At 56.7% G+C, this 25,734-nt stretch carries 24 protein-coding genes and 1 other RNA gene; 9 read left to right on the forward strand and 16 right to left on the reverse strand.

From position 1 onward, the window contains the following. The first annotated feature begins 91 nt into the window (after nt 1–91). The 5 genes from FJU30_RS12240 (at nt 92) to FJU30_RS26835 (ending at nt 2,924) form a co-directional block, all read left to right on the forward strand. Nucleotides 92–346, forward strand: a complete 255-nt coding sequence (locus FJU30_RS12240) for a type B 50S ribosomal protein L31 (RefSeq protein WP_150435244.1) — start codon at nt 92–94, stop codon at nt 344–346. Between the two features lie 24 nt (nt 347–370). Continuing rightward, entirely contained in the window at nt 371–517 is a 147-nt protein-coding gene (gene ykgO, locus FJU30_RS12245) for a type B 50S ribosomal protein L36 (protein WP_150435245.1), read from the forward strand. Between the two features lie 547 nt (nt 518–1,064). Further along, on the forward strand, nt 1,065–1,439 hold the full coding sequence (gene tomB / locus FJU30_RS12250; RefSeq protein ID WP_150435246.1) for an Hha toxicity modulator TomB: 375 nt from the start codon (nt 1,065–1,067) through the stop codon (nt 1,437–1,439). A gap of 53 nt (nt 1,440–1,492) precedes the next feature. Further along, the gene (locus FJU30_RS12255; RefSeq protein ID WP_150435247.1) at nt 1,493–1,696 is read left to right on the forward strand and encodes an HHA domain-containing protein; all 204 of its coding nucleotides are present in this window, start codon (nt 1,493–1,495) and stop codon (nt 1,694–1,696) included. 1,066 nt (nt 1,697–2,762) lie between these two features. Next, nucleotides 2,763–2,924: a hypothetical protein gene (locus tag FJU30_RS26835; RefSeq protein WP_191091588.1), complete on the forward strand. Its 162-nt coding sequence runs from the start codon at nt 2,763–2,765 to the stop codon at nt 2,922–2,924. A gap of 272 nt (nt 2,925–3,196) precedes the next feature. Here FJU30_RS26835 and ffs read toward each other — a convergent pair. Beyond that, nucleotides 3,197–3,293: signal recognition particle sRNA small type (gene ffs / locus FJU30_RS12260), an RNA gene on the reverse strand. A 157-nt stretch (nt 3,294–3,450) separates the two neighbouring features. Between ffs and FJU30_RS12265 the strand changes: the two genes are divergently transcribed. Beyond that, on the forward strand, nt 3,451–3,765 hold the full coding sequence (locus FJU30_RS12265) for an MGMT family protein (protein WP_150435248.1): 315 nt from the start codon (nt 3,451–3,453) through the stop codon (nt 3,763–3,765). Nucleotides 3,766–3,849: 84 nt separating this feature from the next. On the opposite strand, the gene FJU30_RS12270 is transcribed toward FJU30_RS12265, so the two are convergent. Beyond that, a complete protein-coding gene (locus tag FJU30_RS12270; protein ID WP_150435249.1) occupies nt 3,850–4,374 on the reverse strand; it encodes a YbaY family lipoprotein in 525 nt (174 codons plus the stop codon). Between the two features lie 581 nt (nt 4,375–4,955). Between FJU30_RS12270 and tesB the strand changes: the two genes are divergently transcribed. Then, nucleotides 4,956–5,819 carry an acyl-CoA thioesterase II gene (gene tesB, locus FJU30_RS12275; RefSeq protein WP_150435250.1) on the forward strand — a complete coding sequence of 288 codons (864 nt, stop codon included), beginning with the start codon at nt 4,956–4,958 and terminating at the stop codon, nt 5,817–5,819. Nucleotides 5,820–5,982: 163 nt separating this feature from the next. Here the strand turns inward: tesB and amtB are convergent, their stop codons facing one another. The 5 genes from amtB to FJU30_RS12300 form a co-directional block, all read right to left on the reverse strand. Then, nucleotides 5,983–7,269 carry an ammonium transporter AmtB gene (gene amtB, locus FJU30_RS12280; protein ID WP_150435251.1) on the reverse strand — a complete coding sequence of 429 codons (1,287 nt, stop codon included), beginning with the start codon at nt 7,267–7,269 and terminating at the stop codon, nt 5,983–5,985. Nucleotides 7,270–7,306: 37 nt separating this feature from the next. Further along, nucleotides 7,307–7,645 (reverse strand): P-II family nitrogen regulator, encoded by a 339-nt coding sequence (gene glnK, locus FJU30_RS12285; RefSeq protein WP_002208627.1) that lies wholly within the window; start codon nt 7,643–7,645, stop codon nt 7,307–7,309. A gap of 300 nt (nt 7,646–7,945) precedes the next feature. Further along, nucleotides 7,946–9,727, reverse strand: a complete 1,782-nt coding sequence (locus FJU30_RS12290; protein ID WP_150435252.1) for a SmdB family multidrug efflux ABC transporter permease/ATP-binding protein — start codon at nt 9,725–9,727, stop codon at nt 7,946–7,948. Beyond that, nucleotides 9,717–11,489, reverse strand: a complete 1,773-nt coding sequence (locus FJU30_RS12295) for a SmdA family multidrug ABC transporter permease/ATP-binding protein (RefSeq protein ID WP_150435253.1) — start codon at nt 11,487–11,489, stop codon at nt 9,717–9,719. Before FJU30_RS12295 ends, FJU30_RS12290 begins: the two co-directional genes overlap by 11 nt. Nucleotides 11,490–11,648: 159 nt before the next feature. Beyond that, a complete protein-coding gene (locus FJU30_RS12300; protein ID WP_150435254.1) occupies nt 11,649–12,110 on the reverse strand; it encodes an Lrp/AsnC family transcriptional regulator in 462 nt (153 codons plus the stop codon). Between the two features lie 118 nt (nt 12,111–12,228). Between FJU30_RS12300 and FJU30_RS12305 the strand changes: the two genes are divergently transcribed. Next, the gene (locus tag FJU30_RS12305) at nt 12,229–13,269 is read left to right on the forward strand and encodes a PLP-dependent cysteine synthase family protein (RefSeq protein WP_150435255.1); all 1,041 of its coding nucleotides are present in this window, start codon (nt 12,229–12,231) and stop codon (nt 13,267–13,269) included. A gap of 140 nt (nt 13,270–13,409) precedes the next feature. Then, nucleotides 13,410–14,105, forward strand: coding sequence for a 7-cyano-7-deazaguanine synthase QueC (queC, locus tag FJU30_RS12310; RefSeq protein ID WP_150435256.1), 696 nt, complete (start codon nt 13,410–13,412; stop codon nt 14,103–14,105). 103 nt (nt 14,106–14,208) lie between these two features. Here the strand turns inward: queC and FJU30_RS12315 are convergent, their stop codons facing one another. The 9 genes from FJU30_RS12315 to clpX all read right to left on the reverse strand — a co-directional run bounded on the left by FJU30_RS12315 (nt 14,209) and on the right by clpX (nt 25,693). Continuing rightward, nucleotides 14,209–15,045 (reverse strand): urea carboxylase-associated family protein, encoded by an 837-nt coding sequence (locus FJU30_RS12315; RefSeq protein ID WP_150435257.1) that lies wholly within the window; start codon nt 15,043–15,045, stop codon nt 14,209–14,211. Nucleotides 15,046–15,061: 16 nt separating this feature from the next. Beyond that, nucleotides 15,062–15,766 carry a GntR family transcriptional regulator gene (locus FJU30_RS12320; protein WP_150435258.1) on the reverse strand — a complete coding sequence of 235 codons (705 nt, stop codon included), beginning with the start codon at nt 15,764–15,766 and terminating at the stop codon, nt 15,062–15,064. Nucleotides 15,767–15,775: 9 nt separating this feature from the next. Then, nucleotides 15,776–17,284, reverse strand: coding sequence for an amino acid ABC transporter permease/ATP-binding protein (locus FJU30_RS12325; protein WP_150435259.1), 1,509 nt, complete (start codon nt 17,282–17,284; stop codon nt 15,776–15,778). A 24-nt stretch (nt 17,285–17,308) separates the two neighbouring features. Then, nucleotides 17,309–18,127: an ABC transporter substrate-binding protein gene (locus FJU30_RS12330; protein WP_150435260.1), complete on the reverse strand. Its 819-nt coding sequence runs from the start codon at nt 18,125–18,127 to the stop codon at nt 17,309–17,311. Between the two features lie 403 nt (nt 18,128–18,530). After that, entirely contained in the window at nt 18,531–18,896 is a 366-nt protein-coding gene (locus FJU30_RS12335) for a ComEA family DNA-binding protein (protein ID WP_150435261.1), read from the reverse strand. 135 nt (nt 18,897–19,031) lie between these two features. After that, the gene (ppiD, locus tag FJU30_RS12340) at nt 19,032–20,912 is read right to left on the reverse strand and encodes a peptidylprolyl isomerase (protein ID WP_150435262.1); all 1,881 of its coding nucleotides are present in this window, start codon (nt 20,910–20,912) and stop codon (nt 19,032–19,034) included. A 479-nt stretch (nt 20,913–21,391) separates the two neighbouring features. Further along, entirely contained in the window at nt 21,392–21,664 is a 273-nt protein-coding gene (hupB, locus tag FJU30_RS12345; RefSeq protein WP_150435263.1) for a nucleoid-associated protein HU-beta, read from the reverse strand. 201 nt (nt 21,665–21,865) lie between these two features. Then, a complete protein-coding gene (gene lon / locus FJU30_RS12350) occupies nt 21,866–24,226 on the reverse strand; it encodes an endopeptidase La (RefSeq protein WP_150435264.1) in 2,361 nt (786 codons plus the stop codon). A 192-nt stretch (nt 24,227–24,418) separates the two neighbouring features. Next, entirely contained in the window at nt 24,419–25,693 is a 1,275-nt protein-coding gene (clpX, locus tag FJU30_RS12355) for an ATP-dependent protease ATP-binding subunit ClpX (RefSeq protein WP_150435265.1), read from the reverse strand. Nucleotides 25,694–25,734: the final 41 nt, after the last annotated feature.

Below are 25,734 nucleotides of genomic sequence, written 5' to 3' on the forward strand. Positions count from 1 at the left end.
TCCCAAGCCCTGACGTCAATTCCAGACTTGATGTCGGCGGTTAAAACAGGCAGAATATTAGTTACGTTATAACATACCAAAAGGTGAAGAAATGAAGCCGGGTATTCACCCCAACTACCGGACTGTGATATTCCATGACGCCAGCGCGGACGCCTGGTATCGACTGGGGTCCACCATAAAAACCGACCGTACCGTTGAATTTGAAGGGGAAACGTATCCTTACGTTACCATTGATGTTTCTTCCGCATCGCACCCCTACTACACCGGTAAACAAAAAGAATATGCGAAGGAAGGCAGCACGGCGCGTTTTCATCAGCGTTTTGGCAGCTTCCTGTCTAAGAAGTAATCTCCGTTCGCAGAGGAAAATATCATGCAAGTGCTTAGCTCGCTCCGTTCAGCGAAAACGCGCCATAAAGATTGCAAAGTGGTGCGTCGTCGCGGCCGTATCTACGTAATCTGCAAGAGTAATCCGCGCTTCAACGCCGTGCAGGGCAGAAAGAAGAAAAAAAGAGGTTAGCCGTTCCCCCTTTCCCCGCAGTCCGCCAGATAAACGCTTCTTCCTCAGGGAGGAAGCGTTTATTCATTGTCTCGCCAAAAAAAATAAATAAAACAATAAGATAAATTACTACCAGCCAACTATTCCACAAAAAACAGTCAGACTATTCTGAATAATAATCGTTCTTTTGACGCTAATGAAACCAGTCGTTATATTAGCTATACACATCAAATAGCCCGCCACGGCGCGTAAGATAATTCCTTAATCAATTAATGAGAATTAAGCTATTATCGGTTTATCGTCAGAAATAGTGCTATAAAACCCGCGTTTATTGCGCCTGTCCATACGCTCTTTTTTGCTATAATCAAAGGAGGCGTATTTTTTATGTATGGAAATTGTAAGAATAAGTAATTGAATGACATGAATTCGTTAGCATAGCTATATTAAATAAAGGAGTTCCCCGCTGCGTTGTTAAGGCGAGCTAGCTCGCAAACGTCATCAGTCTGCCCGCTGTAACGGTTAAACCTAATTGAGCTGCTTTGAATAACGGCCTAACCAAGGAGACGATATGGACGAGTACTCACCTAAGCAATATGATATTGCCCAACTTAGATTCTTATGTAAAAATCTGTACGACGAAAGCATGAGTACGTTAGGCGACAGCAACCATGGCTGGGTTAACGATCCGACTTCTGCGATCAACCTTCAGTTAAATGAACTGATTGATCATATCGCTACATTTATTCTGACGTTTAAAATAAAATATCCAGATGAACAGGAACTTTATCTGCAGGTAGAAAAGTACCTTGATGACACCTACATTCTGTTTAGCAACTATGGCATCAATGACGCTGAGTTACGTCAGTGGCAGAAAACCAGGGAACAGCTATTCGGAATGTTCTCAGGGTTACATGCCTGTACGCCTGAAAAACTTAAGCAATAATTTTTCTTATATTTATTAACCACCAGGTATTTAGTGTAAACGAAAAGGCCACTATGAAAAAAATTGATTATTTGATGCGATTAAGAAAATGCACCACGATAGACACGCTTGAACGCGTTATTGAAAAAAATAAGTATGAGCTATCTAACGATGAGCTGGAGATGTTCTATTCTGCAGCGGATCACCGCCTGGCCGAGCTAACCATGAACAAGCTGTATGACAAAATACCTGTATCTGTATGGAAATACGTTCGCTAACCTACAGCGCTATACCCGATATATTTCAGGATACAGGACGTCACCAGGCGGCCTATCCCCCGGATGGTTTACTCAGTAAGTGACTGGGCTAACAAATCTACGCTAACAGATTTGAACACGAGCGGCGGAGAAAGGAAATCACACGGTCACGGCCTGAAAAATAACAGGTATATATGACAGCATTGCACCAATTCATTCTGGCGGCCTTGCCATTCACACTTCCCTTAACCTAAGCGTACGATTCCCACCCGGCGGTGACTATACCGCCGGGTGGAATTGAATATCGGGTGATTTCCGCCCTCCGCCATTTGCCAGCCGACCCGACGGACAAATCCGCATCCGTAATGGATGCGGCGGCTGGTCTGATGAAGGGGTGCGCAAAGAATAAGGCGGATAAAATACAGTGAGACGAGCTGTATATCCCCTTAATCAATCCGGTTTTTCTTCAGTGGCCCTCTTTCAGGGCTAAAGCGCGCGAGTCATAATTTAATTACCGGATGACGAGCGTTCGGCCGACATCGCAGCGGCCAGGCGGAGATAGCGCATACATCCGTCAACTGGTTAAATATTTTGTGATACAAATCACAACCCAGAAACAAAACTAGCGCTCCATTGGGTGATATAAATCACAAAAATAGGATGCTCAAACACTATTTTTTAATTTTGTATATTACTTTCAACGCTCAAGAATGATGTCGATCATATTAAGCCGCTGAATAAAAACTATTCGAAGTGATATAGTTCACAAATTCCCCCTGGATACGCCAGAGAAAGACGGCTCGCTGGCGGGGTGAAGAAAATCAACAATATGGCGACAATGGAAGACACTCAAGCTTTTGCAAACCGCACGCTGAACGCCAGAATACCGGACAGACCCGACAGACTTTATTCAGGTCGCGCTCGGAACGATCGCTGAAGCAATTGCTTCGCTGGTGCGGCGGCTTTTGGTAAAGATAGCGTGTCCGTCAAATACGCAGCCAGAACCGCCGCTGGAGAGCCCGGAACCGCCGGCGCCGCTCCAGGTACGTTTGAAGCTGATCCTGGCGCGAGGGCGCCATTAGCCGCGATGAATACGAAGATACCGCGTTACCGGGCTGCTGCGGCGCTCAATAATGAACAGGCGCGCGGCGGCATCCGCTATAGACTTACCGACAACGAACGCGCCGGATCGCACAATATGCCGCACGGCATGGACGCGACCTCTCCGCCGACGTTTCATCAGCCCTGAGGGGGTGGTGGATAAAACGCCGCCGGACAGGCGGCAACAGCGCTATGGCAAATCGCGCGCTCAACGCCGGAGCCGAATATCACCGACCGCCGCCCGCCTGCACATGAACGCGCCTTCTGATAGCGCAGCGCGTTTTTATCTCCATCGTTCGAACAGAACAACGACGCGCGATTGACAGCAGGAATATGTCGCGATGGAAAAAGCCTGGCCAGCAAAATAACAATCAGAGAAAAACAAGAAGGGAAAAAAACGGACGCCGAAATGGGTGGAGGCCCTGCCAGCTACATCCCAGCACACACGTCGCCTGCTGCGGCTGCTTCCTTCCGGACCTGACCGAGTTCACAGGGTAATGTTGCGGGAGAACCGACAGGGCCTCCATTGGCCGCTTCCCCATAAGGAAGCGGTGGGCATTATCGGTGAAGGCACCGGCAATTGCAAGGCGACATCGCCTGACCGCTGTTTTCTTGCCCAGCGCCTTGTGCCACTATGCTGGTTTACACAACGTAATCGGAGTAACCAGCAACACATGACTGCTGAAAACGACACCTTTCGTCAGCGGGTTTTCCAGATTGTCGCCGCCATTCCTCGCGGCCAGGTGACGACCTATGGCGACATCGCGCAGATGGCGGGTTCATCGCGCGCCGCGCGCCAGGTGGGCGGCGTACTGAAGCGTCTGCCGCAGGGCAGTAGACTGCCCTGGCATCGGGTAATTAATCGCAAAGGCGAGCTTTCGCTCCAGGGAGAGGATTTTCAGCGGCAACGACAAGCGCTGCTGGCGGAAGACATTGAGGTGGATGCGCAGGGGCGTATCGATCTAAACCGGTTTCGCTGGCGCGGCTAACCCTTATCTGCGGCGTTAGCGCGCCAGCCCTGCGCGAATCTGTTTATTTTTCCGTTCGGCAATCAGGACAAATCAGGAAGCCCCTCACCATGCCGCCGGCGCTGGCGAAGTGGCCGGAACAGACGACTGCGTCGGCAGCGCAACGGAGCTGACCGGCACCAGCAGCAGGTCGGCCTTTTTCACGCCGTTATTAATCACCGGCACCACCTGGTCGGTAATGAAGAGCAGTTGGTTATCAACCGATACAGCCGCGCTCAGCAGGATACGAGCATTCGGCTGCACATTGGCCGGATTGTAAGGCAGCACAAAATTAAACGGCGCCTGACGCCCCTCCGTCCAGCTTGCACGTTGAGTAATAACCTTAGATGGCGCATCCGAAAGCGATGCGTCGGAAACCGTCACGGTCAGAACCGCATTATTCGGCAATGCCACGCGCTGGCGGATGTTTACGGTCCCGCTCACGGAGGGCATAGCAATCTGCTCCGGCTGCGTCGCCGTGTCCGCAGCCGGGGTGACGGCTGCGCCGGTGCCGTTATAGCTCTGGTTATCCGCACAGCCGGCCAGAGTGACAGATAACGCGATACCACCAAAGATATGCCATAGTTTCATTCGGTCAGTCCCCTTGTTATTGTCAGGCTGCCGGTACGGGAAGACGACCGGCATGAGATACCCCGGATAGGTTTCAGCATGCAGAGAAACGACGACTGAACGCCGTATTCAGGATGGCGTCCCCCGCTCCGGACAGATGTTGCACCGCCAGTAACGCGCAGCGGACCGGATATTCAAAGCAGCCGACGCGTCTGCGGCATGAAGTTCAACGGGTATAAAAGCCTGTCCCGGCAGGTGCTGCCGTGTCCAAAACGGCCGGTAAACAGCCCTGATGGGATCGGCTACTAAGTAGTATGGACTATCCAGCCCTATAATCATGGTACAAAATTCTGATAATTTCCTGGAGAATATGTAAGCCTGCTCCACACACCGCCATAGCTAAAATAATTCGGATGGCGGGGTAAACGCCGTCGTTTGCCACAACGCGCAGGGTTGGCCCTTAGTCATCGCGCCGCTGGCGACAGCCCTGCGGCTATGGCCGAATGATTGAACGCAGCCAGCGCAGCCGCAACCCGGAGTATGACGGGTATACTGTGTGCGGCGACGCCATTCGTTCAACTTCAGCCGGAGAGGCCTATATCATGAGTCAGGTTTTACAACGTCTACTTAATCTCCTGAATCTGGAAAAAATCGAGCAGGGGCTATTTCGCGGCCAGAGCGAGGATCTGGGCCTGCGCCAGGTATTCGGCGGTCAGGTCGTGGGTCAGGCGCTCAGCGCCGCCGGGCAGACCATACCGGAAGGCCGCGTCATTCACTCCTTTCACAGCTATTTTTTACTGCCGGGCGACAGCCAGAAAGCGATCGTTTATGACGTGCAAACCCTGCGCGACGGCAACAGTTTCAGCGCGCGCCGCGTGAGCGCCATCCAGAACGGCCAGCCGATTTTCTACATGACCGCCTCGTTTCAACAACCGGAGGACGGCTTCGAACACCAAAACAGCATGCCGGGCGTGCCGCCGCCGGAGTCGCTGAAATCGGAGCAGGAGATCGCGCAGCAAATGGCGCCGCTGCTGCCGGAAAAATTGCGCGCGGCGTTTACCGCCGAGCGGCCGATTGAAATGCGGCCGGTCAAATTTCACAACCCGCTGCGCGGTGAGGTCGACCAGCCGGTGCGCTATGTATGGTGCCGGGCCAGCGGACCAATGCCGGAAGACGCGCCCGTCCATCAGTATCTGCTGGGCTATGCGTCCGACTGTAATTTTTTGTTGACCGCGCTGCAGCCGCACGGCGTTGGTTTTCTGGAACCCGGTATGCAGGTGGCCACCATCGACCATTCGATGTGGTTTCATCGGCCGTTTCGTCTCGATGACTGGCTGCTGTATGCGGTGGAAAGCCCTTCGGCTTCCGGCGGGCGCGGTTTTGTCCGCGGGCAGTTCTATGACCGGCAGGGCGTACTGGTCGCCTCCAGCGTTCAGGAAGGGGTTATTCGTCGCCATCCCCTCTAAAATAACAACGGGCGCGATAATCGCGCCCGTTGAAAGTTCGTTATCAGGGAGAGCGCAGCGGGAGATCGTAACGCCCCTCGCTGCGGCAGGCCCGGGTATTCCGGGCGCGGCGGCTTTATCAGCAACCACGCCCTTTGGTTTTTCCCAGCCGTAAATCGTTGGATTACTGGTTGTACGCGTTCTCGCCGTGGCTGTTCACGTCCAGCCCTTCGCGTTCCTGCTCTTCCGGTACGCGCAGACCTACAATTACATCGGCGATCTTGAAGGCGATAAAGGCAACCACGCCCGACCAGATCAGTGTAACGATGATGCTGAAGATCTGTACCCATACCTGATGCGCCATGGTTACGCCTTCGGCATAACCGGTGCCGCCCAGCGATGCGGAGGTGAATACGCCGGTCAGGATACAACCTACGATACCGCAGACGCCGTGCACGCCGAATACGTCGCACGGGTCATCGACGCGCAGCCATCTTTTCAGCGTGGTCACGCCCCACAGACCCGCGAAGCCACCAGCCAGGCCGATAACCATCGCGCCGCCGACGCCGACCGTACCCGCCGCCGGGGTAACCGCCACCAGACCCGCGATGCAGCCGGAGCTGGCGCCCAGCAGAGAAGGCTTACCGCGCGCGATCCACTCGCCCAATACCCAGGCCAGGATAGCGGCAGCCGTCGCCACTACGGTATTGATAAAGGCCAGACCGGCGATTTCGTTGGCCGCCGCGGCGGAACCGGCGTTGAAGCCGAACCAGCCGATATACAGGATAGAGGCGCCAATAAAGACCATCGGCAGGTTATGCGGTTTAAACGCCTCTTTACCGAAGCCGACGCGTTTACCCAGCAGCCATGCGCCGACCAGACCCGCGACAGCGGCGTTAATGTGCACCACCGTACCGCCGGCGAAGTCCAGCGCGCCGTCAGCGGCCAGATAACCGCCGCCCCAGACCATGTGGGTCATCGGCAGATAGGAGAAAGTCAGCCAGACGGCGACAAAAATCAACACCGCGGAGAAGCGAATGCGCTCGGCAATCGCCCCGACGATCAGGCCGACGGTAATACAGGCAAACGACGCCTGGAAAGCCACATGGATCAGCTGATAGATAGAGCCGACCTGCGACGTGATGCCGATGCCTTTCAGCATCACGGTGGAGAAACCGCCGAAAAAGGCATTGCCTTCACTGAACGCGAGGCTGTAGCCGTAAACCACCCACAGAATGCAGACCATGGAGAACGTCACCACGACCTGAGTCAACATAGAAAGTACGTTTTTGGAGCGAATCAGGCCGCCGTAAAATAACGCGATGCCCGGTATAGTCATAAAAAGTACCAGAGCGGTACAAATCATCATAAAGGCATTATCTGCTTTGTCGATCGCAGGCACAGCCGCCATTGCCCACGACGGAAGCAGAGCAGCCACACCCAGACCCAACGAGGAGATACATTTTTTCATTTTAATCCATCCCTATTCTACAAATCTTAGTCAGGCATTACAGCGCGGCTTCATCAGTTTCGCCGGTGCGGATTCGAATAACCCGTTGCAGTTCAGCGACAAAAATCTTGCCGTCCCCAATCTTGCCGGTATAAGCAGCTTTGCTGATAACATCAATGACTTCGTCCAGCTGATCGTCCGCAATAGCGATATCGATTTTTACTTTCGGCAGGAAATTGACGCTGTATTCCGCGCCCCGATACAGTTCGGCATGCCCTTTTTGACGACCGAACCCCTTCACCTCGGTAACGGTCAGGCCCTGAATGCCCACGGAAGATAAGGCTTCACGCACATCTTCCAGCTTGAATGGTTTTATTACCACGGTAACCAGTTTCATTATCGCCCTCCAGCAATTGAGTTCGGGTAATTACCCGTCAGCATTCTGTTAGTTCAGCCATATTTCTTTGATCCACGCAGGGTTAAAGCAAAGGGTGTGCCATAAATCGAATCAGCGGCCAGATCGTGGCGTGGAAAGGCTGGCCGAAGCCTGATTACGGCCAGATAACATTAAAAGGCACAAAAACCGTCGGCGCATTGCACCATATCAATGCAATGCGCCATATAATAGTGCAACAGCGGCAAAACATGGCGCGAGCATGCATGCTGATGGTGCGGCCGGCCTATCCTGACCACATGGTTAGTTATTCATCGACTCGCTGAGCGTGGCCGCGGCCAGTTCATCCCCGGCCAGCTGCAGCTGGTACATCTGGAAATAACGCCCCTGCTGCGACAACAGCTGCGCATGTGACCCCTGTTCCACGGTTTTGCCCTGATGCAGCACCAGAATGGTATCCGCCTCAACAATCGTGGACAGCCGATGGGCGATCACCACCAGCGTAGTCTGCCGACGAATCGTCTTTAATGCGCGCTGCACCGCTTGTTCGGTGCCGGAGTCAATATTAGCCGTGGCTTCATCCAGAATCAGAATCTTCGGCGCCTGAATCAGCACGCGCGCAATCGCCAACAGTTGCTTCTGCCCGACGGAAAGATTATTCCCCTGCTCTCCCATACGCGTAGCCAGTCCCTGCGGCATCTCCCGCACCAGCGCCGCCAGTTGCACCTGTTCCAGCACCCGCCAGACCGCTTCCTCGCTCATCTCGCGACCCAGCGTTACGTTGGCGTACATCGAATCAGCCAGCACAACCGGGTCCTGTTGCACGATGGCTACGCTCTGACGCAGCGCCCAATGCGACAAACTGGCGACAGGACGCCCATCCAGCCGAATCTCTCCCTGTTCAACCGGGTAATAGCCCATCAGCAGGTTAGCCAGCGTGCTTTTACCGCTGCCGGTATGGCCGACCAGCGCGACAAAGCCGCGCGCCGGCACATGCAGGGAGATATGCTGCAGCACCGGCTTCGCTTCGCGGTAAGCAAACGATACGTCGTCGATATCAATCACGCCTTCGGCCAGCGGCTGCGGGTCATCGCCGTACTGCTGTCGGGCGCCGTCCATCAGTTCAAAAATCCGCTCGCCGGCCACCACCGCCTGCTGCAGCATCGACTGCTGGGTGGTCAGCTCAATCAACGGCTCATTCAGCCGGCCCAGATAGTTGATAAACGCGTACAGTACCCCGACGCCCACCGTCCCTACCGAGCTGAAACCAAACAACAACAGTAAACCGCACAGCACCATGGTGGAAAACAGACTCAGCAACGGGCGCAGTAAAAAACCGTCCAGCCGCAGCGTCTGCATGCGCGCCTGATAGTGCGCCCGACTGGCCGCGCCCAGCGTTTCACCAAACCGCGCCTGCTGGCGAAACTGCTGGATGACGCTCATCCCGTTAATCGCCTCATTGAAGCCGTCGTTGATATCCGCCAGATAGCTGCGAATGCGGCGGACGATCGGCGTGCTGTAACGCTGGTAGATTAGCATCACCGCCAGCACCGCCGGGAAAATGGTCAGCGCCACCAGCGCCATACGCCAGTCGAGGCTAAACATGGCCACCAGCATCGCGCCGATCAGCGCGGCACTGCGCAGTACGGTGGCGACCACGGTGATATAAAGATCCTTCACCACTTCGGTGTCGTTGGTCACCCGCGAAATCAACTGGCCGATCGGCTGGGTGTCGAACACGCTAAGCGGCTGCCGCAGCGCCGCGTCCATTGCGTCGGTACGCAGCCGCTGCACCACGCCGACCGCGACCCGGCTGAAGAGCAGCGTCTGAAAATAGAGTAACGCGGCCGCCAGCAGCTGCAGCAGGAAATAGGCCAGCGCCAGCCCGGCGGCGAAAGCGAGCGGAAACTCGCCTTTCGCCACCAGATTATCGATAAAGTAGCTCACCAGCAGCGGGCCGGAAACCTCCGCCGCCGCCGCAATCCACAACATCAACACGGCGATGGCCAGCGGTTTACGCCAGGGAGAACCGTAGGCCAACAGACGCTTCAGAACCGGCCACAGCTGCCGCAGATTACGACGCATCGGCCACCTCCTCATCAGCGGGCGCTTCGCTCAGCGCCGCCTCCAGTTGCTGATAGCGGTACATGTCCCGATACCAGCCTGGCTGCTCCGCCAGCGCGCGATGGTCGCCGCGCTGCGTTATGCGCCCCTGCTGCAATACCAGAATTTCGTTGGCTTCGGTCAGCGCGGACAGCCGATGCGCGCTGATAATCAGCGTACGCTGCGCCCCCCACTGGCGCAGATTGCGCAAAATCTGGTACTCGGTGCGCCCGTCCACCGCCGACAACGCATCGTCCAGAATCAAGATTTCGCTCTCCAGCAGCAGCGCCCGCGCAATGGAAATCCGCTGTTTCTGCCCGCCGGACAGCATCACGCCGCGTTCGCCGACTTCCGTCTCATAGCCCTGCGGCAGGCGCAGGATATCTTCATGTACGCTGGCCAGCCGGGCGGCCTGTTCGATCTCCGTCTGAGTGGCGTCGGGTCTGCCCAGCGCGATGTTGCGCGCCACGCTATCGGAAAACAGAAACGGCATCTGGCCGACGACGGCGAAACGACTGCGCAGCGCGTCCAGCCGGATGCGCGGCAACGGCAGTTGGTGATAACGAATTTCGCCCTGCGCCACGTCGAAATGACGCTGCAGCAGCGCCAGCAGCGTACTCTTGCCGGCGCCGGTCGGCCCGCACAGCCCGAGTATCCGTCCCGGCGCCAGTGAAAAATGCACGTTTTGCAGCGCGGGACGGGCGCTGAGCGGATAGTGAAACGCGTCGATATTCACCTCCAGCGTACCGCGCTCAGCGGGAAGCGGCTCATCGCCATCGGCAACCGTCTGCTGCCCGGACAACATCTGACGAATGCGCGCGTAGGCCGCGCTGCCGCGCTCGACAATGTTAAACATCCACGCCAGCGCCAGCATAGGCCAGATCATCAACCCGAGATACATGACAAAACTGGTTAACTGGCCGAGGGTCAGCGAACCGTTCACCACCATCCAGCTGCCGCCGCCGATGGCCAGCAGATGCGACAGCCCGATAGAGATATAAATCGTCGGATTGAAGCGCGCGTCGACCCGCGCCACGCGCATATTCTTCGCGCCGGCGTCGGCGGCCACGTCGGAGAACCGCGCCGACTGATAATCCTCCAGGCCAAACGCTTTGATCATGCGGATGCTGGTCAGACTCTCCTGCGCCTGATCGTTGAGCATGGAAAAGGCCGCCTGGGCGGACTTAAAGCGCTGGTGCAGCTGCGTGCCGTAGTGATTGATGATCAGCGCCATCGGCGGCATCGGCAACAGCGCCAGCAGAGTCAGCTGCCAGCTAATTTGCGTACTCATCACCACCAGCACCGCACAGCCCATCACCAGCGAATCCACCAGCGTCAGCACCCCTTCGCCGGCGGCGAACACCACCCGGTCCACGTCATTGGTGGCGCGCGCCATCAGATCGCCGGTGCGATGTCGCAGATAAAAAGCCGCGTGCTGGCGACTCAGATGACGATAAAAATCCGCTCTCAGCTCCACCGCCAGTTGGTAGGATGCGCCAAACAGCCACACGCGCCACACGTAACGCAGCAGATAAACCATCACGGCGGTCAGCAGCATCAGACCGACCCATGCCAGAATCCGCGCGCCGGGCATATGCTGCTGCGTCACGCCGTCGACGATAATTCCCACCAGTTTCGGCGGCAGCAACTGCAATACGGCAATAATGATCAACAACGCGACCGCGCCCAGATAACGCCGCCATTCCCGGCGGAAATACCAGCCTAATTGCACAAACAGTTTCACGCAGTTTTTATTCCAGATTGATGAGCGGGCGAACAGAGGGAAACCATGATTATAGCGAAAAGGTCTGCGGGCCGTAACCGGGCCGATTAACCCTGCGATCGGGGCCGCAACGGCATAACAAAGCGACCCCGCCGGAGCGCAGATAACCGCGCGCCGGCGTTAGTCCGCCAGCGGCAGCGCCGTCGTCTGCTTGATGCGCTCCATGGCGAAGCTGGAGGTGACGTCGACCAGCCCCGGCATACCGTTGACCAGTCGCTTATAAAAATGATCGTAGCTTTTCATATCGGCGACCTGCACCTGAAGCAGATAATCATACTCGCCGGCCATACGGTAAAAAGCCAGCACTTCCGGCATGGACTCGACCACATGGACAAACTCCTGATACCAGCGGCTGTTGTGCTGCTGGGTTTTCAGCAAAACAAAAGCGGTCAACCCCAGCCCCAGGCGCTCATTATCCAGCAGCGCGACGCGCGCGCGAATATACCCCTCCTGTTCCAGCCGCCGGATACGCTTCCAGCAGGGCGTCGAGGTCAGATTGACCGCGTCGGCCAGCGCCTGGAGCGACAGCGTACAGTCCCGCTGCAGCAGACCAAGCAAAATACGATCGGTTTTATCCAACATATGGTTCACCCGGAGAAAATATTTCTCTTATTTATCGTTTATACGAAAAAAATGGCAATCTTTTTTTCTGTGAAAATCGGTATCCTGGTAACATTGTTTACCATCACGGACTTTCATCATGACCAACAGCTGGATAAAACAGGCCATCAACGCGATCGATGCCGATTTTCAACGTTCCGCCGATACGCATCTTATTCGGCTGGCGCTGCCCGCCTTTCCCGGTATTGACCTGTACCTGAAAGACGAAAGCACTCATCCCAGCGGCAGCCTGAAACACCGCCTCGCCCGTTCCCTGTTCCTGTACGGGCTGTGCAACGGCTGGATTCGCGAGGGGACGACGGTTATCGAAGCGTCATCCGGCAGCACCGCGGTCTCGGAGGCCTACTTCGCCCGGCTGATCGGGCTGCCTTTCATTGCCGTGATGCCATCCTGCACCGCGCGCCGCAAAATTGAACAAATCGCCTTTTACGGCGGCCAGTGTCATTTTGTCGAGCAGTCCGCTGAAATTTATGCCGCCTCGGAACAGCTGGCGCAGCGGCTGAACGGCCATTATATGGATCAGTTTACTTACGCCGAGCGGGCCACCGACTGGCGCGGCAACAACAATATCGCCGACAGTATTTTCCGTCAGATGGCGCGCGAGCCTCACCCGGTGCCGGACTATATCGTCATGAGCGCCGGCACCGGCGGCACGTCGGCCACGCTGGGGCGCTATATTCGCTATCAGGGACTGGACAGCCGGCTGGTGGTCGCAGACCCGGAGAACTCGGTATTTTATGACTGCTACCATCAGCGGGATCGGACCCTGCGCGCCGCGTGCAGCAGCCGGATTGAAGGAATCGGACGGCCGCGCGTCGAGCCTTCCTTTATTCCTCATGTCATTGACGATATGCTCCGCGTGCCGGATGCGGCCAGCGTCGCCACCATTCACTGGCTGGAAAAAGTGCTGGGCCGCAAAGCCGGCGCGTCGACCGGGACCAACATGTGGGCCGCGCTGCAGCTGGCGAAAAAAATGCGTGAGGAAGGACGCCGGGGCGCCATTGTCACCCTGCTGTGCGACAGCGGCGAACGTTATCTTGATACCTACTACCAGCCGCGGTGGGTTGCGCAGCACATCGGCGATATCACCCCCTGGCTGGCGGAACTGAACGACCTATAGACAGGCCCTGGCTCAACGCCGCATCACGCAGAGAATCCGCCCGCCCGCCACCGCGTCAGCAACCTGGTATATAATCGGCATTCAGTATCGCTATGCCCTGCGCTTGCGGGCATCGTCAAGACAGTTAAGGTGAAGATAAGATGAAACGCGCGGTAGTCGTTTTTAGCGGTGGACAGGACTCCACCACCTGCCTGATCCAGGCGCTTACGCAGTATGACGAAGTCCACTGCATTACATTCGATTATGGTCAACGCCATCGGGTAGAGATTGAGGTGGCGAGCGACCTGGCGCGCCGGCTCGGCGCCGCGGCGCATAAGGTGCTGGATGTCGGCATCCTGAACGAACTGGCCGTCAGCAGCCTGACCCGCGACAATATCCCGGTGCCGAAATACAGCGAGGATGTACAGGGGCTGCCGGCCACCTTTGTTCCCGGACGCAATATTCTGTTCCTCACTCTGGCGGCGATCTACGCTTATCAGGTTGAAGCCGGCGTGGTGATCACCGGCGTATGTGAAACCGATTTTTCCGGCTATCCCGACTGCCGCGACGAATTCGTGAAATCCCTCAACCACGCCGTGACGCTGGGCATCGCGCGCGATATTCGCTTCGTCACGCCGCTCATGTGGCTGAACAAGGCCGAAACCTGGGCGCTGGCCGATTATTATCACCAGCTCGATACCGTGCGCCATCATACCCTGACCTGCTACAACGGTATAAAGGGAGAAGGCTGCGGCGAATGCGCCGCCTGTCACCTGCGGGCGAACGGCCTGAGCGAGTATCAGGCCGACCCCGCCGGGCTGATGGCGACGCTGAAGCAAAAGACCGGCCTGAGTTAACGCCCCTTTCGCCCGTCGGACCGGCGACCGGCGGCGGCGCGTTGAACTGCGCCGGACTGCCACACCCGGCGCGCTGCTTCTCCCGCCGCAGCGGGAGGGTTCATCACCAGCTGACCGGCCTGAGCTGCATACCGTGATTACCGCGATAGTCCGGCGATACCGGCGGCGTCCAGCCGGTCAGCAGCCCGGCCTCCGGCCGGTAGATTTCTATCCCCAGCGGTCGGCAGACGGACAGCGTATCCTGCGCCTCGTCGCCCCACATCGGCAGCGACAGATCGCCCCCCGGGCAGGTGGAGATCGCGCACAGCAGATCGATTTCAGCGAAGAACTCCAGATAGTCCCCCTTGCGCGCCGGGCAGGCCTTCATGAAATATTGATCGTTATCGTTTAAGCCGGTGCACTGGAACACATTCATCACGTCATGCACGTCAAACTCGGTCAGCCCGTAAGGCTGTACGGCGCGGGTCAGATTGGAATGACAGTGAAAATCGAAATCTTCACCGGTCAGCAACTTGTTGACGTAAGGATCGCAGCGGGTGCCCAGCAGGTCGTGCACCCGTCCGCCGTCGCCGTCAATGCCGTAATCGGCCAGCGAATCGGCGGTAATGGTGGCAATCGGACGCAGGAACGGCAGCGTAGACCAGATGCGATCATAGGTGGACAGGTGCGCGCGCTGCAGCTGGCGGGTTCTCGATACCCACATGCGCTCGCGCGGATCGTGCCGGTTCCAGATGTTAAGATCGCCGACCTGCGGCCCCTGCGGCGTGGTAATACGGAACAGGTGCCCCGCCGGCACTTCCCATGCGAAGCCGGTGCGGATCGGCACCAGGTGCGAAGTGAGCAGTTCGCGCGCCCCTTCGGCGACGGCCTGATAAAACTCGCGGTCGACATCCAGGGCTGACCCCGTGGTGTTCTGATAAGCTGCGGGATAAGAAGACATGATTGACTCCATTTCACTAATAAGGGTGATTAAAGGTTTGCATCAACTGCTGTTCGGAATGGTCGAGGTAGTCGCGCAGGGCGGCGCAGGCCTGCTCCTGCTGCTGGGCTGACAGCAGCGACCACAGCTCCCGATCGCGGGCGATCCACGGCAGCTGGAATTCTCGTTCTCCCGCGCCGCTGACGAACAGCAGTCGCAGTTGCGCCAGCAATACGCTGAAAAAATCGTTAAAGCGGCCGCAGCCCAGCATCTGCACGATGGTCTGGTGGAAGCGCAGACTGTGCGTGCCGACAGTACGCCAGTCTTCCTGCGCCGCCGCCTGTTCCGCGCGGCTGATATGGTCCTGCAGCCGCTGCAGATGCAGCTCGCTGATCGAAGACGGCGTGGCGATCGCCAGCATTTCCAGGTGCCGGCGCGCCTTGTAAATATCGCGCACATCGCGTTTATCCAGCTGGCGGACGAATACGCCGCGGTTCTGGTGGTAGTTGACCAGCCCCTCGCCGTGCAGGAAGCGCAGCGCTTCGCGCAGCGTATTACGCGAGGTCTGGCACAACGCCGCCAGTTCGATCTCCGGCAGCGGTTGACCGGCGCGCAAATGGCCGTTGATAATGTTTTCGCGCAGCAGCAGCGAAACGCGTTCAAAGGCCGGCAGATTGTCGTCTGCGCCAGCCGGCGGAATATCAATGAAAAGATGGCTGTTGTCGTCAGATAATGGTTTCATGCGGTTGCCTCAGGCCTGGGCCATATCGCTGAGAAAGCGGTTAATTCGGGGGTCGCTCATCTGCCGCAGGGTTGCCGGCGGCGCGTCAAGCGCGATGCGACCGTCCTCCATAAACACTACGCGATCGGAAATGGCAAACGCGAATTTCATTTCATGAGTGACAATCAGCATGGTGATCCCTTCCTGCGCCAGCTTTTCAATCACGTTCAGCACCTCGGTCACGCGTTCGGGATCGAGCGCGGAAGTCGGCTCATCGAACAGCACTACGCTCGGCCTCATCACCAGCGTCCGCGCGATGGCCACGCGCTGTTGCTGCCCGCCGGAAAGCTGGTGCGGATACTTGTTGGCGTGATCCAGCATGCCGACTTTATCCAACATGGCCAGGCTGCGCTGGCGTATGCCGGCCCGATCGTCCTGATTAAGCAGACGCGGCGCCAGCATCAGATTTTCCAGCACGGTTTTGTGCGGGAACAGGTTAAAACTCTGGAACACCATGCCCAGCCGGGTGATCTGGCTGCGGTATTCGAGCGCGTTTTCTTTCTGCCCGGCGTGAATAAAGTCCTGCCCCAGCAGACGAACGCTGCCGCTATCCAGCGTTTCCAGCCCGTTGATGGTGCGGATCAGCGTGGTTTTCCCTGAGCCGGAAGGGCCGATAATCGAGATTACTTCGCCCGGCTTAACCTGCAGGTTGATGTCATGCAGCACCGGCTTACCGTTGAAGCTTTTGCTAATCTGCTGCAGCTCCAGAATCGGTTTGGCCGACGGGCTGGAACGATGGCGTTTAGCGGGCAGCGGCGTCGGCAGGGCCGCGCGCTCCGCCGCCGCGTCAAAGGACTTCGGCTCCTTGCGCTGCACATCGATACGCCGCTCCAGCCAGCCGATCAGCCGTTCGAACAGCGTGACAATCAATACGTAGTAACAGGCGACGGCCAGCAGTGTTTCCATCACTTTGAAGTTGTCGGTATAGAGCCGCTGCCCCACCATCAATATTTCGGACAGCGAGATAACGGACACCAGCGAGGTCAGCTTGACGATGGTGATGAATTCATTCACCAGCGTCGGCAGGGAAATGCGCAACGCCTGCGGAATGACGATAAACAGGCGGATTTGCGCCGTACGCAGCCCCAACGCCCGCCCGGCTTCAAACTGGCCCTTTTGCACCGAAAGCAGGCCGCCGCGATGGATCTCCGCGATGTAGGCGGTTTCACTGATCGTCAGCGCGATCAGCCCGGCGCTGAACGGATCGGACAGCAGGCCGGAGGTAAGCGGAAAGATCTGCGGCAGATTAAAGATAAAAATCAGCAGCACCAGCAGCGGCAGGCTGCGAAACAGCCAGATATACACGGAAGAGAGCCGGCGCAGCGCGCCCAGCTTCGACTGTTTTCCCAGCGCGACCACCAGACCGAGCACAATGCCCAACCCCCAGGTCAGAACGCTCAGCTGAACGACGAGCCAGCTGGCCCGCCAGAAGTCGGCATAGCTAAACAGGCTTAGCAGGTAGGGCCAGTCAAAATTCATAACGCCTCCAGACATGGTTGGCCATTACAGCGTACCGGCCAGCGCCCGTTCCACTTCCTGATCGTCGGGCATCTGCACGTTGTACTTTTGCAGTAAAGCGCCATAGCTGCCGTCGCTCACTTTGCGGGTAAACGCCTTTTGCAGATCAGCCAGCAACTGCGGGTTGTCCTTACTGACGGCCAGCCCGACCACCACCGGATAAATAATTTCACGGCTGGCGATCTTCAGACGCTGGCCGGTTTTTTCTACGCTGGCCTGCGCGACCGCCGCGTCCTCATACTGCACGTCCACCGCGCCGGACATCAGCGCCTGAGTCGCCTCGGGAGACGTCGGGAACTCCTGTACGGTTATCGTCCCCAGGCCTTTAGACTGGCAGTAGCCGGCGGAAACCTTGTTCAAACGGGCTATCCAGGCGCCGCCCTTGATCGAGCTGACGCGCTTACCGCACAGCGCTTCGGGCGTTTGCGGCGCAAACTCGCTGCCGGCCAGCACAATAAAAGAGCCGCCGGTTTTCATATACGGCAGAAACGCCACCTGTTTCGCGCGTTCGGGCGTGACGTACAGCGTGGAGGCCACAACGTCGAACTTATGCGCCCTGACGCCGAGAATCAGGCTGGCGAAACGGGTGTCTTTCACCTCGGGCGTAAGCTGCAGCGACGCGCTGAGCAGCGTCATCATTTCCGCATCGAATCCTGCCGGTTTATTGTTCTGCAGATAGTTATAAGGGGGATAGGTCAAATCGGAACCAATAGTCAACACGCCAGGCTTCAGCGTACTGGCGTAACCGCTGACCGACATCAGCAGCGAAACGACGCAACACAGATTTTTTACTGTTTTTTTCATGGCGGACTCTCCGTAAGATTATTGTTCAACAATAAATATACAAAAACTATGCCAATATTAATTTCATTTATTTTAATCTGATATTCAGCGTAGTTACGCCTTCGGCGTCGACAACAAAGCTGCAGGCAGCGACCCAAAACAGTGCGCGATTATTCAGCATTCGCTTCTTTTTGATGCAAGCGCATCAACGTGAGGACCGAAATACCAAGCCGGACGGAACGATGAACAACCGACGGGATGAGGCAGGTTGACCAGATTCGAATAAATTTGAGGGATAAACCGTGGGGTAACTCCGTACCGGAGCGCCTGTTGACTCTGGCGCCCCGTTTTTTCCGCCCGACGGGCGTTCAGATCAGACGAAATAGCCGAATGGCGCGACAATCTACGCCAGCGGCGCGAATCATCACAGCTTCAGCCGCGCTAAATTACGCTGCAGCAGGGCCGCACCAATACCGGGCACCTCCTGCAGCTGCTCGATCTGGGTAAAAGGGCCATACTGCTCGCGATAGCTGACAATGGATTGCGCTTTCTTTAGCCCTACGCCATTAAGCGCAGCGGCCAGCTGTTCCGCCGTCGCGCTGTTGATACTCACTTCGCCGTCGTCTCCCGCTACGGCAGCGTCCTGAGCAACGGGCTGAGCCGGTTCAGACGCCGTCTGCGTCGCCGCGCGCTGGCCGTCCGTTTTGCCTGCGGCCTGCGCCAGCCCCGGGGACATCGCCATAGCCAGCCCGGCTATCAGACAGAATGCCTTCACTGTCGATTTCTTCATACTTTTTCTCCGTGGGTTAAATAACGGAGCTACCATGACTGAGACGAGACGCAACGACAAATGACATATTCCGGATATGGAAAAGGCCGCGAAAGCGGCCTTTTCCCGTTGCAACGGATTGCAGTTTTTTGCGAATTACTGCGATTCAGAGGCGGAACCCATTTTGATTTTCGCTTCGCTGCGCAGGCTGGCCAGCAACGCGTCAAACATCGACCCGACGGCATTTTTCTCTATCCATGAGGTAATCTGCGCTTTCATCGGATCTTCCAGCGTGTGGGGTTTAACCTCATCCAGCGCCAGCAGTACGACATTACCCTGCCGATCCGTGGCCAGACCGTAAGAAGGCTTATCTTTCTGCGGCTGCGGCAACGAGAACACCTCACCGGACAAATCGCTGCCCGGGCTGACGGAAGAAAGCGTCTGCGCCGCGCCAAACGTCAGGCCGGCTGCCTTCAGCGCGTCATCGCCTTTACCCTCTTTCAGCGCGGCCAGAATTTTCTCCGCCTCGAGGCGCGCCTGCTGCTGCGCTTTCTGCTGTTTCAGCGTCTGTACAATCTTGTCGCGCACCTGATCCAGCGGCAGCGTGCTCTCCGACTTATGGTCGGTGATACGCACAACAAATGCGCGATCGCCCTCAACGTTGATGACATCGGAATTGCTGCCCGGCGCGCCGTTGCTGCCCAACAGCGATCCTTCAAACAACGCCTTGGTGACGGCCGGGAAATTCAGCGCGGCGGGCAACGTCTGACGGGTAAACCAGTCGGTCTCCGTAGCTTTCAGGCCGGAAACCTCTTCCGCCGAGGCCAGAGACTCATTGTCGTTGCTGGCGGCTTCGCTGATCTTCTGCTGCAGCGCGTAGTAGGCATCCTGCGCTTTTTCCTGCTTCACTTTCTCCGCGACTTCATCGCGCATTTCGCTCAGCGGTTTGAGAACCTGCGGCTGGATATCGTCCAGACGGGCGACCAGATAGCCGACGGAAGACTTAATCACCCCGGACAGTTGACCTTTCTCCGTCAGATTCGCCTGCTTCAGCTCATCAATAGTGGAGTTGTCTTCCATCCAGCCGAGGTCGCCGCCGTTGCGCTGCGAGATGGCGTCGGTCGATTTTTCCTTTGCCAGCGCGGCGAAATCGGCGCCCTGTTTCAGTTGTTCCAGCACGGCCTGCGCATCGCTTTCCGTTTTAACCTGAATCACGCTGAATTTCTTACGCGCAGCCTGGGCCAAATCGTCTTTATGCTGCTCGTAGTAGTGATTGACTTCGTCATCCGATACCGTGATTTTCTCCGCTATGGCGGCCACGTCCAGCGTCAGGTAGCTGACTTTGAACGACTCCGGCGCGACAAAATCGTTTTTATTCTGGTTATAGTAATTCTGCGCTTCTTCATCGGACACGCTCTGCGCGCCGGCCCGATCGCCGATATTCAGCGTAGCGCTGCGAATCACCCGATCCTGGGCCTCCAGCGCGATCAGCCTATCCACTTCCTGCGGCAGCATGAACTGCGTGCCGCCTAAACCGTTCAGCAACTGACGCGCCAGCAGATCTTTACGCAGCATCTGGGCATACATCTCCGGCGTGATGCCCAGACGCCTCACCAGCAACAGATACTTATCGTTGTCGAAACGGCCGTTGGTCTGGAAATCCGGCACGGCGAAAATGGTCTCTCTGATCTGTTCATCGCTGATGCCCAGCCCCAGGGTGCCGGCATACTGATCGAGCAGAGTTTTATCGATCAATTCAGACAGCACCTGACGGCGCATCTGCTGCATATAGCCATCGTTGCCGGCCAGGATAGAAAATCGTTCCCCTAACTCTTCCTGCTGGCGATTGCGTTCATTCTTTACCGCCTGCTCAAGCTGATTACGGGAAATTTCCTGCCCGTTCACTTTCGCGGCGTAGTCGCCGGAACCGCCGATCAGATAATCGCCGACGCCGGTCAACACGAAAGAGGCGATGATCACGGCCAGAATAACTTTGAGCACGACGTTGTTAGCGGCCGCGCGTAAATTGTCCATCATAATGTGACAACACTCCGCTGTAGAATAAATGAGTCTTCCTGCGCTGCTGGCCGGAGCCACGCATCCCTGCCTCTGCTTGTCCTTCGTCCTTCAGGCACATGGGCATTCAGCGCGCCGCCCCAGCGCTGGCTCGCCGGCCGTCTTCCCGCTTATGGAAATCATATAGCCGACGATTGCGCCGCCGAAGCCGCCCTCCGGCAATGACAACCGGGCGACGCCTGTAAAAAAAGGCACATCATGAAATGATGCGCCCGTATCTTACCCTACCAATGCATTTACGTCAGGTAATGTTTGGCGCTGCAGCATCGCCTGGCACCAGACATGTAATCTCGCTTTTCCCGTCATCTTTCAGGCTGCAGCGGCGTTGGCATCACGCGATTCCGCTCCCGCGGACCGGTCGCCCGCATCGCTTGCCCGGGTAAACGCATCGGGCTTCGCTCGCCGACCGCCCGCCAGCAACCCGAAATCGACCGGGTACATTAGTTAACGGCGTCTTTCAGCGCTTTACCTGCACGGAAACCCGGCACTTTAGCAGCCGGAATGCTGATTTCTTTACCCGTCTGCGGGTTACGACCGGTGCGCGCCGCACGCTCACGCACGGAGAAAGTCCCGAAGCCCACTAAAGCGACGTCATCCCCTTCTTTCAGAGAATCGGTAACGGAACCAATAATCGCATCTAATACGCGTCCTGCCGCCGCTTTGGAAATATCAGCACTTGCGGCAATTTTGTCGATCAATTGTGACTTGTTCACTCTCTCATCCCCTCTGGAATTCTCAATGCCACGCTGAAGTTATCCCAATACGTGACCCGTAGCTTTTATATCAATCCTGTCAGGCCCTGGCAAGTTACCGCTAAAGCCAACAGTGCTCTAACTTAACGGCACAAAAAAAAGCTGGCAAGCACGATTTGTCTTGCCAGCCCTGATTTTAGCAAGGCTTTTTGCGATAGGTCACTATTTTGCCGATGCCGTGACAACCTGCATGCCGAAAGGCGCATTCTGCAGCGCCAGCGCCAATACTTCTTCAATCCGTTTGACCGGGTGAATATCCAGATCGGCAATCACGTTCTGCGGAATCTCTTCCAGATCGCGCTGGTTCTCTTCCGGGATTAACACCGTCTTAATCCCGCCGCGGTGCGCGGCCAGCAGCTTCTCTTTCAGACCGCCGATAGGCAGCACCAAACCGCGCAGCGTAATTTCGCCCGTCATCGCCACGTCGGAACGCACCGGGTTGCCGGTCAGACAGGACACCAGCGCGGTACACATGGCGATCCCGGCGCTCGGCCCGTCTTTCGGCGTGGCGCCTTCCGGCACGTGCACATGGATATCGCGCTTCTCGTAGAAATCGCTGTTGATGCCCAGTTTTTCCGCCCGGGCGCGCACCACGGTGAGCGCCGCCTGGATCGACTCCTGCATCACCTCGCCTAACGAACCGGTATAGGTCAGTTTGCCTTTACCCGGCACACAGGCGGTTTCAATGGTCAGCAGATCGCCGCCCACTTCCGTCCATGCCAGGCCGGTTACCTGACCAACGCGGTTTTCGTCTTCGGCCTTGCCGTAGTCGAAACGCTGTACGCCGAGGAAATCCTTCAGGTTTTCGCTGTTGATCTCAATGTGGGTCACCGACTTGTCCATCAGCAGCGTTTTCACCGCCTTGCGGCACAGTTTGGAAATCTCGCGCTCCAGACTACGCACCCCGGCTTCACGCGTGTAGTAGCGAATGATCGCGACCAGCGCGCTGTCATCGACGGTTAACTCATTTTTCTTCAGGGCGTTGCGCTCAATTTGCTTCTGCAACAGGTGCTGTCTGGCAATATTGAGTTTTTCATCTTCGGTATAACCCGACAAACGAATCACTTCCATTCGGTCCAGCAGCGGCGCCGGAATGTTCATCGAGTTGGAGGTCGCGACAAACATCACGTCGGACAGATCGTAATCCACTTCCAGATAGTGGTCGTTGAACGCCACGTTCTGTTCAGGATCCAGCACCTCCAGCAGCGCCGAGGCCGGATCGCCGCGCATGTCGGACGACATTTTGTCGATCTCATCCAGCAGGAACAGCGGGTTTTTCACCCCGACCTTAGCCATTTTCTGGATCAGTTTGCCCGGCATGGAGCCGATGTAGGTGCGGCGGTGACCGCGGATTTCCGCTTCATCGCGCACGCCGCCCAGCGCCATGCGCACATACTGACGGCCGGTGGCTTTGGCGATCGACTGCCCCAGAGAGGTTTTCCCTACTCCCGGCGGCCCCACCAGGCACAGGATCGGCCCTTTAATTTTGCTGACCCGGCTCTGCACCGCCAGATACTCCAGGATGCGCTCTTTCACGCGCTCCAGACCATAATGGTCGGTATCCAGCATTTCCTGCGCTTTGTTCAGATCTTTTTTCACTTTACTGCGCGCGGTCCACGGCACCTGCAGCATCCAGTCGATATAGCTGCGCACCACCGTCGCTTCCGCCGACATCGGCGACATCATCTTCAGCTTCTGCAGTTCGGCCTCGGTTTTCTCGCGCGCTTCTTTCGGCATTTTCGCCGCTTCAATCTTGCGTTTCAGCGCTTCGTTTTCGTCCGGCGCGTCGTCCATCTCGCCCAGCTCTTTCTGAATCGCCTTCATCTGCTCATTCAGATAGTACTCGCGCTGGCTTTTTTCCATCTGTTTCTTCACGCGGCCGCGAATCCGTTTTTCCACCTGCAGCAGGTCGATTTCCGATTCCATCATCGCCATCAGATATTCCAGCCGTTCGGTAATATCCGACATTTCCAGCACCGACTGCTTGTCCGTCAATTTAAGCGGCATATGGGCGGCAATCGTGTCCGCCAGACGGGCGGCATCTTCAATGCTGTTCAGTGACGTCAGCACCTCCGGCGGGATTTTCTTATTCAGCTTGATGTAGCCTTCAAACTGATTGATCGCCGCGCGCATCAGCACTTCCTGCTCGCGTTCATCAATCGCCGGAGAATCTAAATATTCAGCCTGAGCGGCGAAATGCTCGCCGCTGTCAGATAAGGTGGTAATACGCGCGCGCTGCAGCCCTTCCACCAGTACCTTGACCGTACCGTCAGGCAGCTTCAGCATCTGCAGAATCGAGGCGACTGTCCCTACTGAGAAAAGATCGTTTACACCAGGCTCATCCGTTGAAGCTTCTTTCTGCGCCACCAGCATGATCTTCTTATCATGATCCATTGCGGCTTCAAGGCACCGAATCGATTTCTCCCGCCCAACAAACAACGGAATGACCATGTGCGGATAAACCACCACATCGCGCAACGGCAATACGGGGATTTCTATGCGTTCGGAACGCTCAGGGTTCATAGAGCTCTCTCTTAGTTTAGCTTCCGCCAGGTTTATGGGAATCACGTGAAACACGAACTTCACGGTTTCACCCAACAGGTATTTTGAGTATATGGGGATAAATAGCTTACATTCAACGATCAGAATGCGAGGAAAAACGAATGGGGGATAAGATCCCCCATTTTTATCAGTAAACGCGTCGACTTTGACTATTTATTCACCAGAAGCCTGTTGCGCCTCGGGTTTGCCGTAGATCAGCAGCGGCTCGGATTGGCCGGCGATGACTGATTCATCGATCACCACTTTGTCGATGTTTTCCTGCGAAGGCAGATCGTACATGGTATCCAACAGCGCGGCCTCCACGATGGAACGCAGGCCGCGCGCGCCGGTTTTACGCGCCATGGCTTTCTTCGCGATCGCCGTCAGCGCTTCGTCCCGGAACTCCAGCTCGACCCCTTCCAGATTGAACAGCGCCTGATACTGTTTGGTCAGCGCGTTTTTCGGCTCGCGCAGAATCTGAATCAGCGCTTCTTCGCTCAGCTCTTTCAGCGTCGCCACCACCGGCAGACGGCCGATAAACTCAGGAATCAGACCGAATTTGATCAAATCGCCCGGCTCAACCTGGCCCAACAGTTCGCCTTCGGTCGATTTCTGCGCCGAACCTTTCACGGTGGCGCCGAAGCCGATGCCGCGCCCGGTGTCGGTACGCTGCTCAATCACCTTATCCAGCCCGGCGAACGCGCCGCCGCAGATGAACAGGATCTTCGAAGTATCGACCTGCAGGAACTCCTGCTGCGGGTGTTTACGCCCGCCCTGAGGCGGCACCGCGGCGATAGTCCCTTCAATCAGCTTCAGCAACGCCTGCTGCACCCCTTCCCCGGACACGTCGCGGGTGATGGATGGATTATCAGACTTGCGTGAAATCTTATCGATTTCATCGATGTAGACGATGCCGCGCTGCGCTTTCTGTACATCGTAATCGCACTTCTGCAACAGCTTCTGGATGATGTTTTCCACGTCTTCGCCCACGTAGCCCGCTTCGGTCAGCGTGGTGGCGTCGGCCATCGTGAAAGGCACATCAAGGAAGCGCGCCAGCGTTTCGGCCAGCAGCGTCTTACCGCTGCCGGTCGGGCCAATCAGCAGGATGTTGCTTTTGCCCAGTTCGATTCCGTTATTGCTGTCGCCGTTGCGCAACCGCTTATAGTGATTGTATACCGCTACCGCCAGTACCTTCTTCGCCTGTTCCTGACCGATCACATAATCGTCAAGATGATGGCGAATCTCGTGCGGCGTCGGCAACGCACTGCGTTCACGATGCGGGACCAGCTCTTTAATCTCTTCGCGAATAATGTCGTTACACAAGTCGACACATTCATCGCAGATATACACTGACGGTCCGGCAATCAGCTTCCGCACTTCATGCTGGCTTTTGCCGCAGAAAGAGCAGTACAGCAACTTTCCTGAACCGTCTTTGCGCTTATCTGTCATCAGTTAACCTCTTCTTTAGTCTCTGCCCGCAGGCCAGCTAC

Source organism: Affinibrenneria salicis (assembly GCF_008710095.1).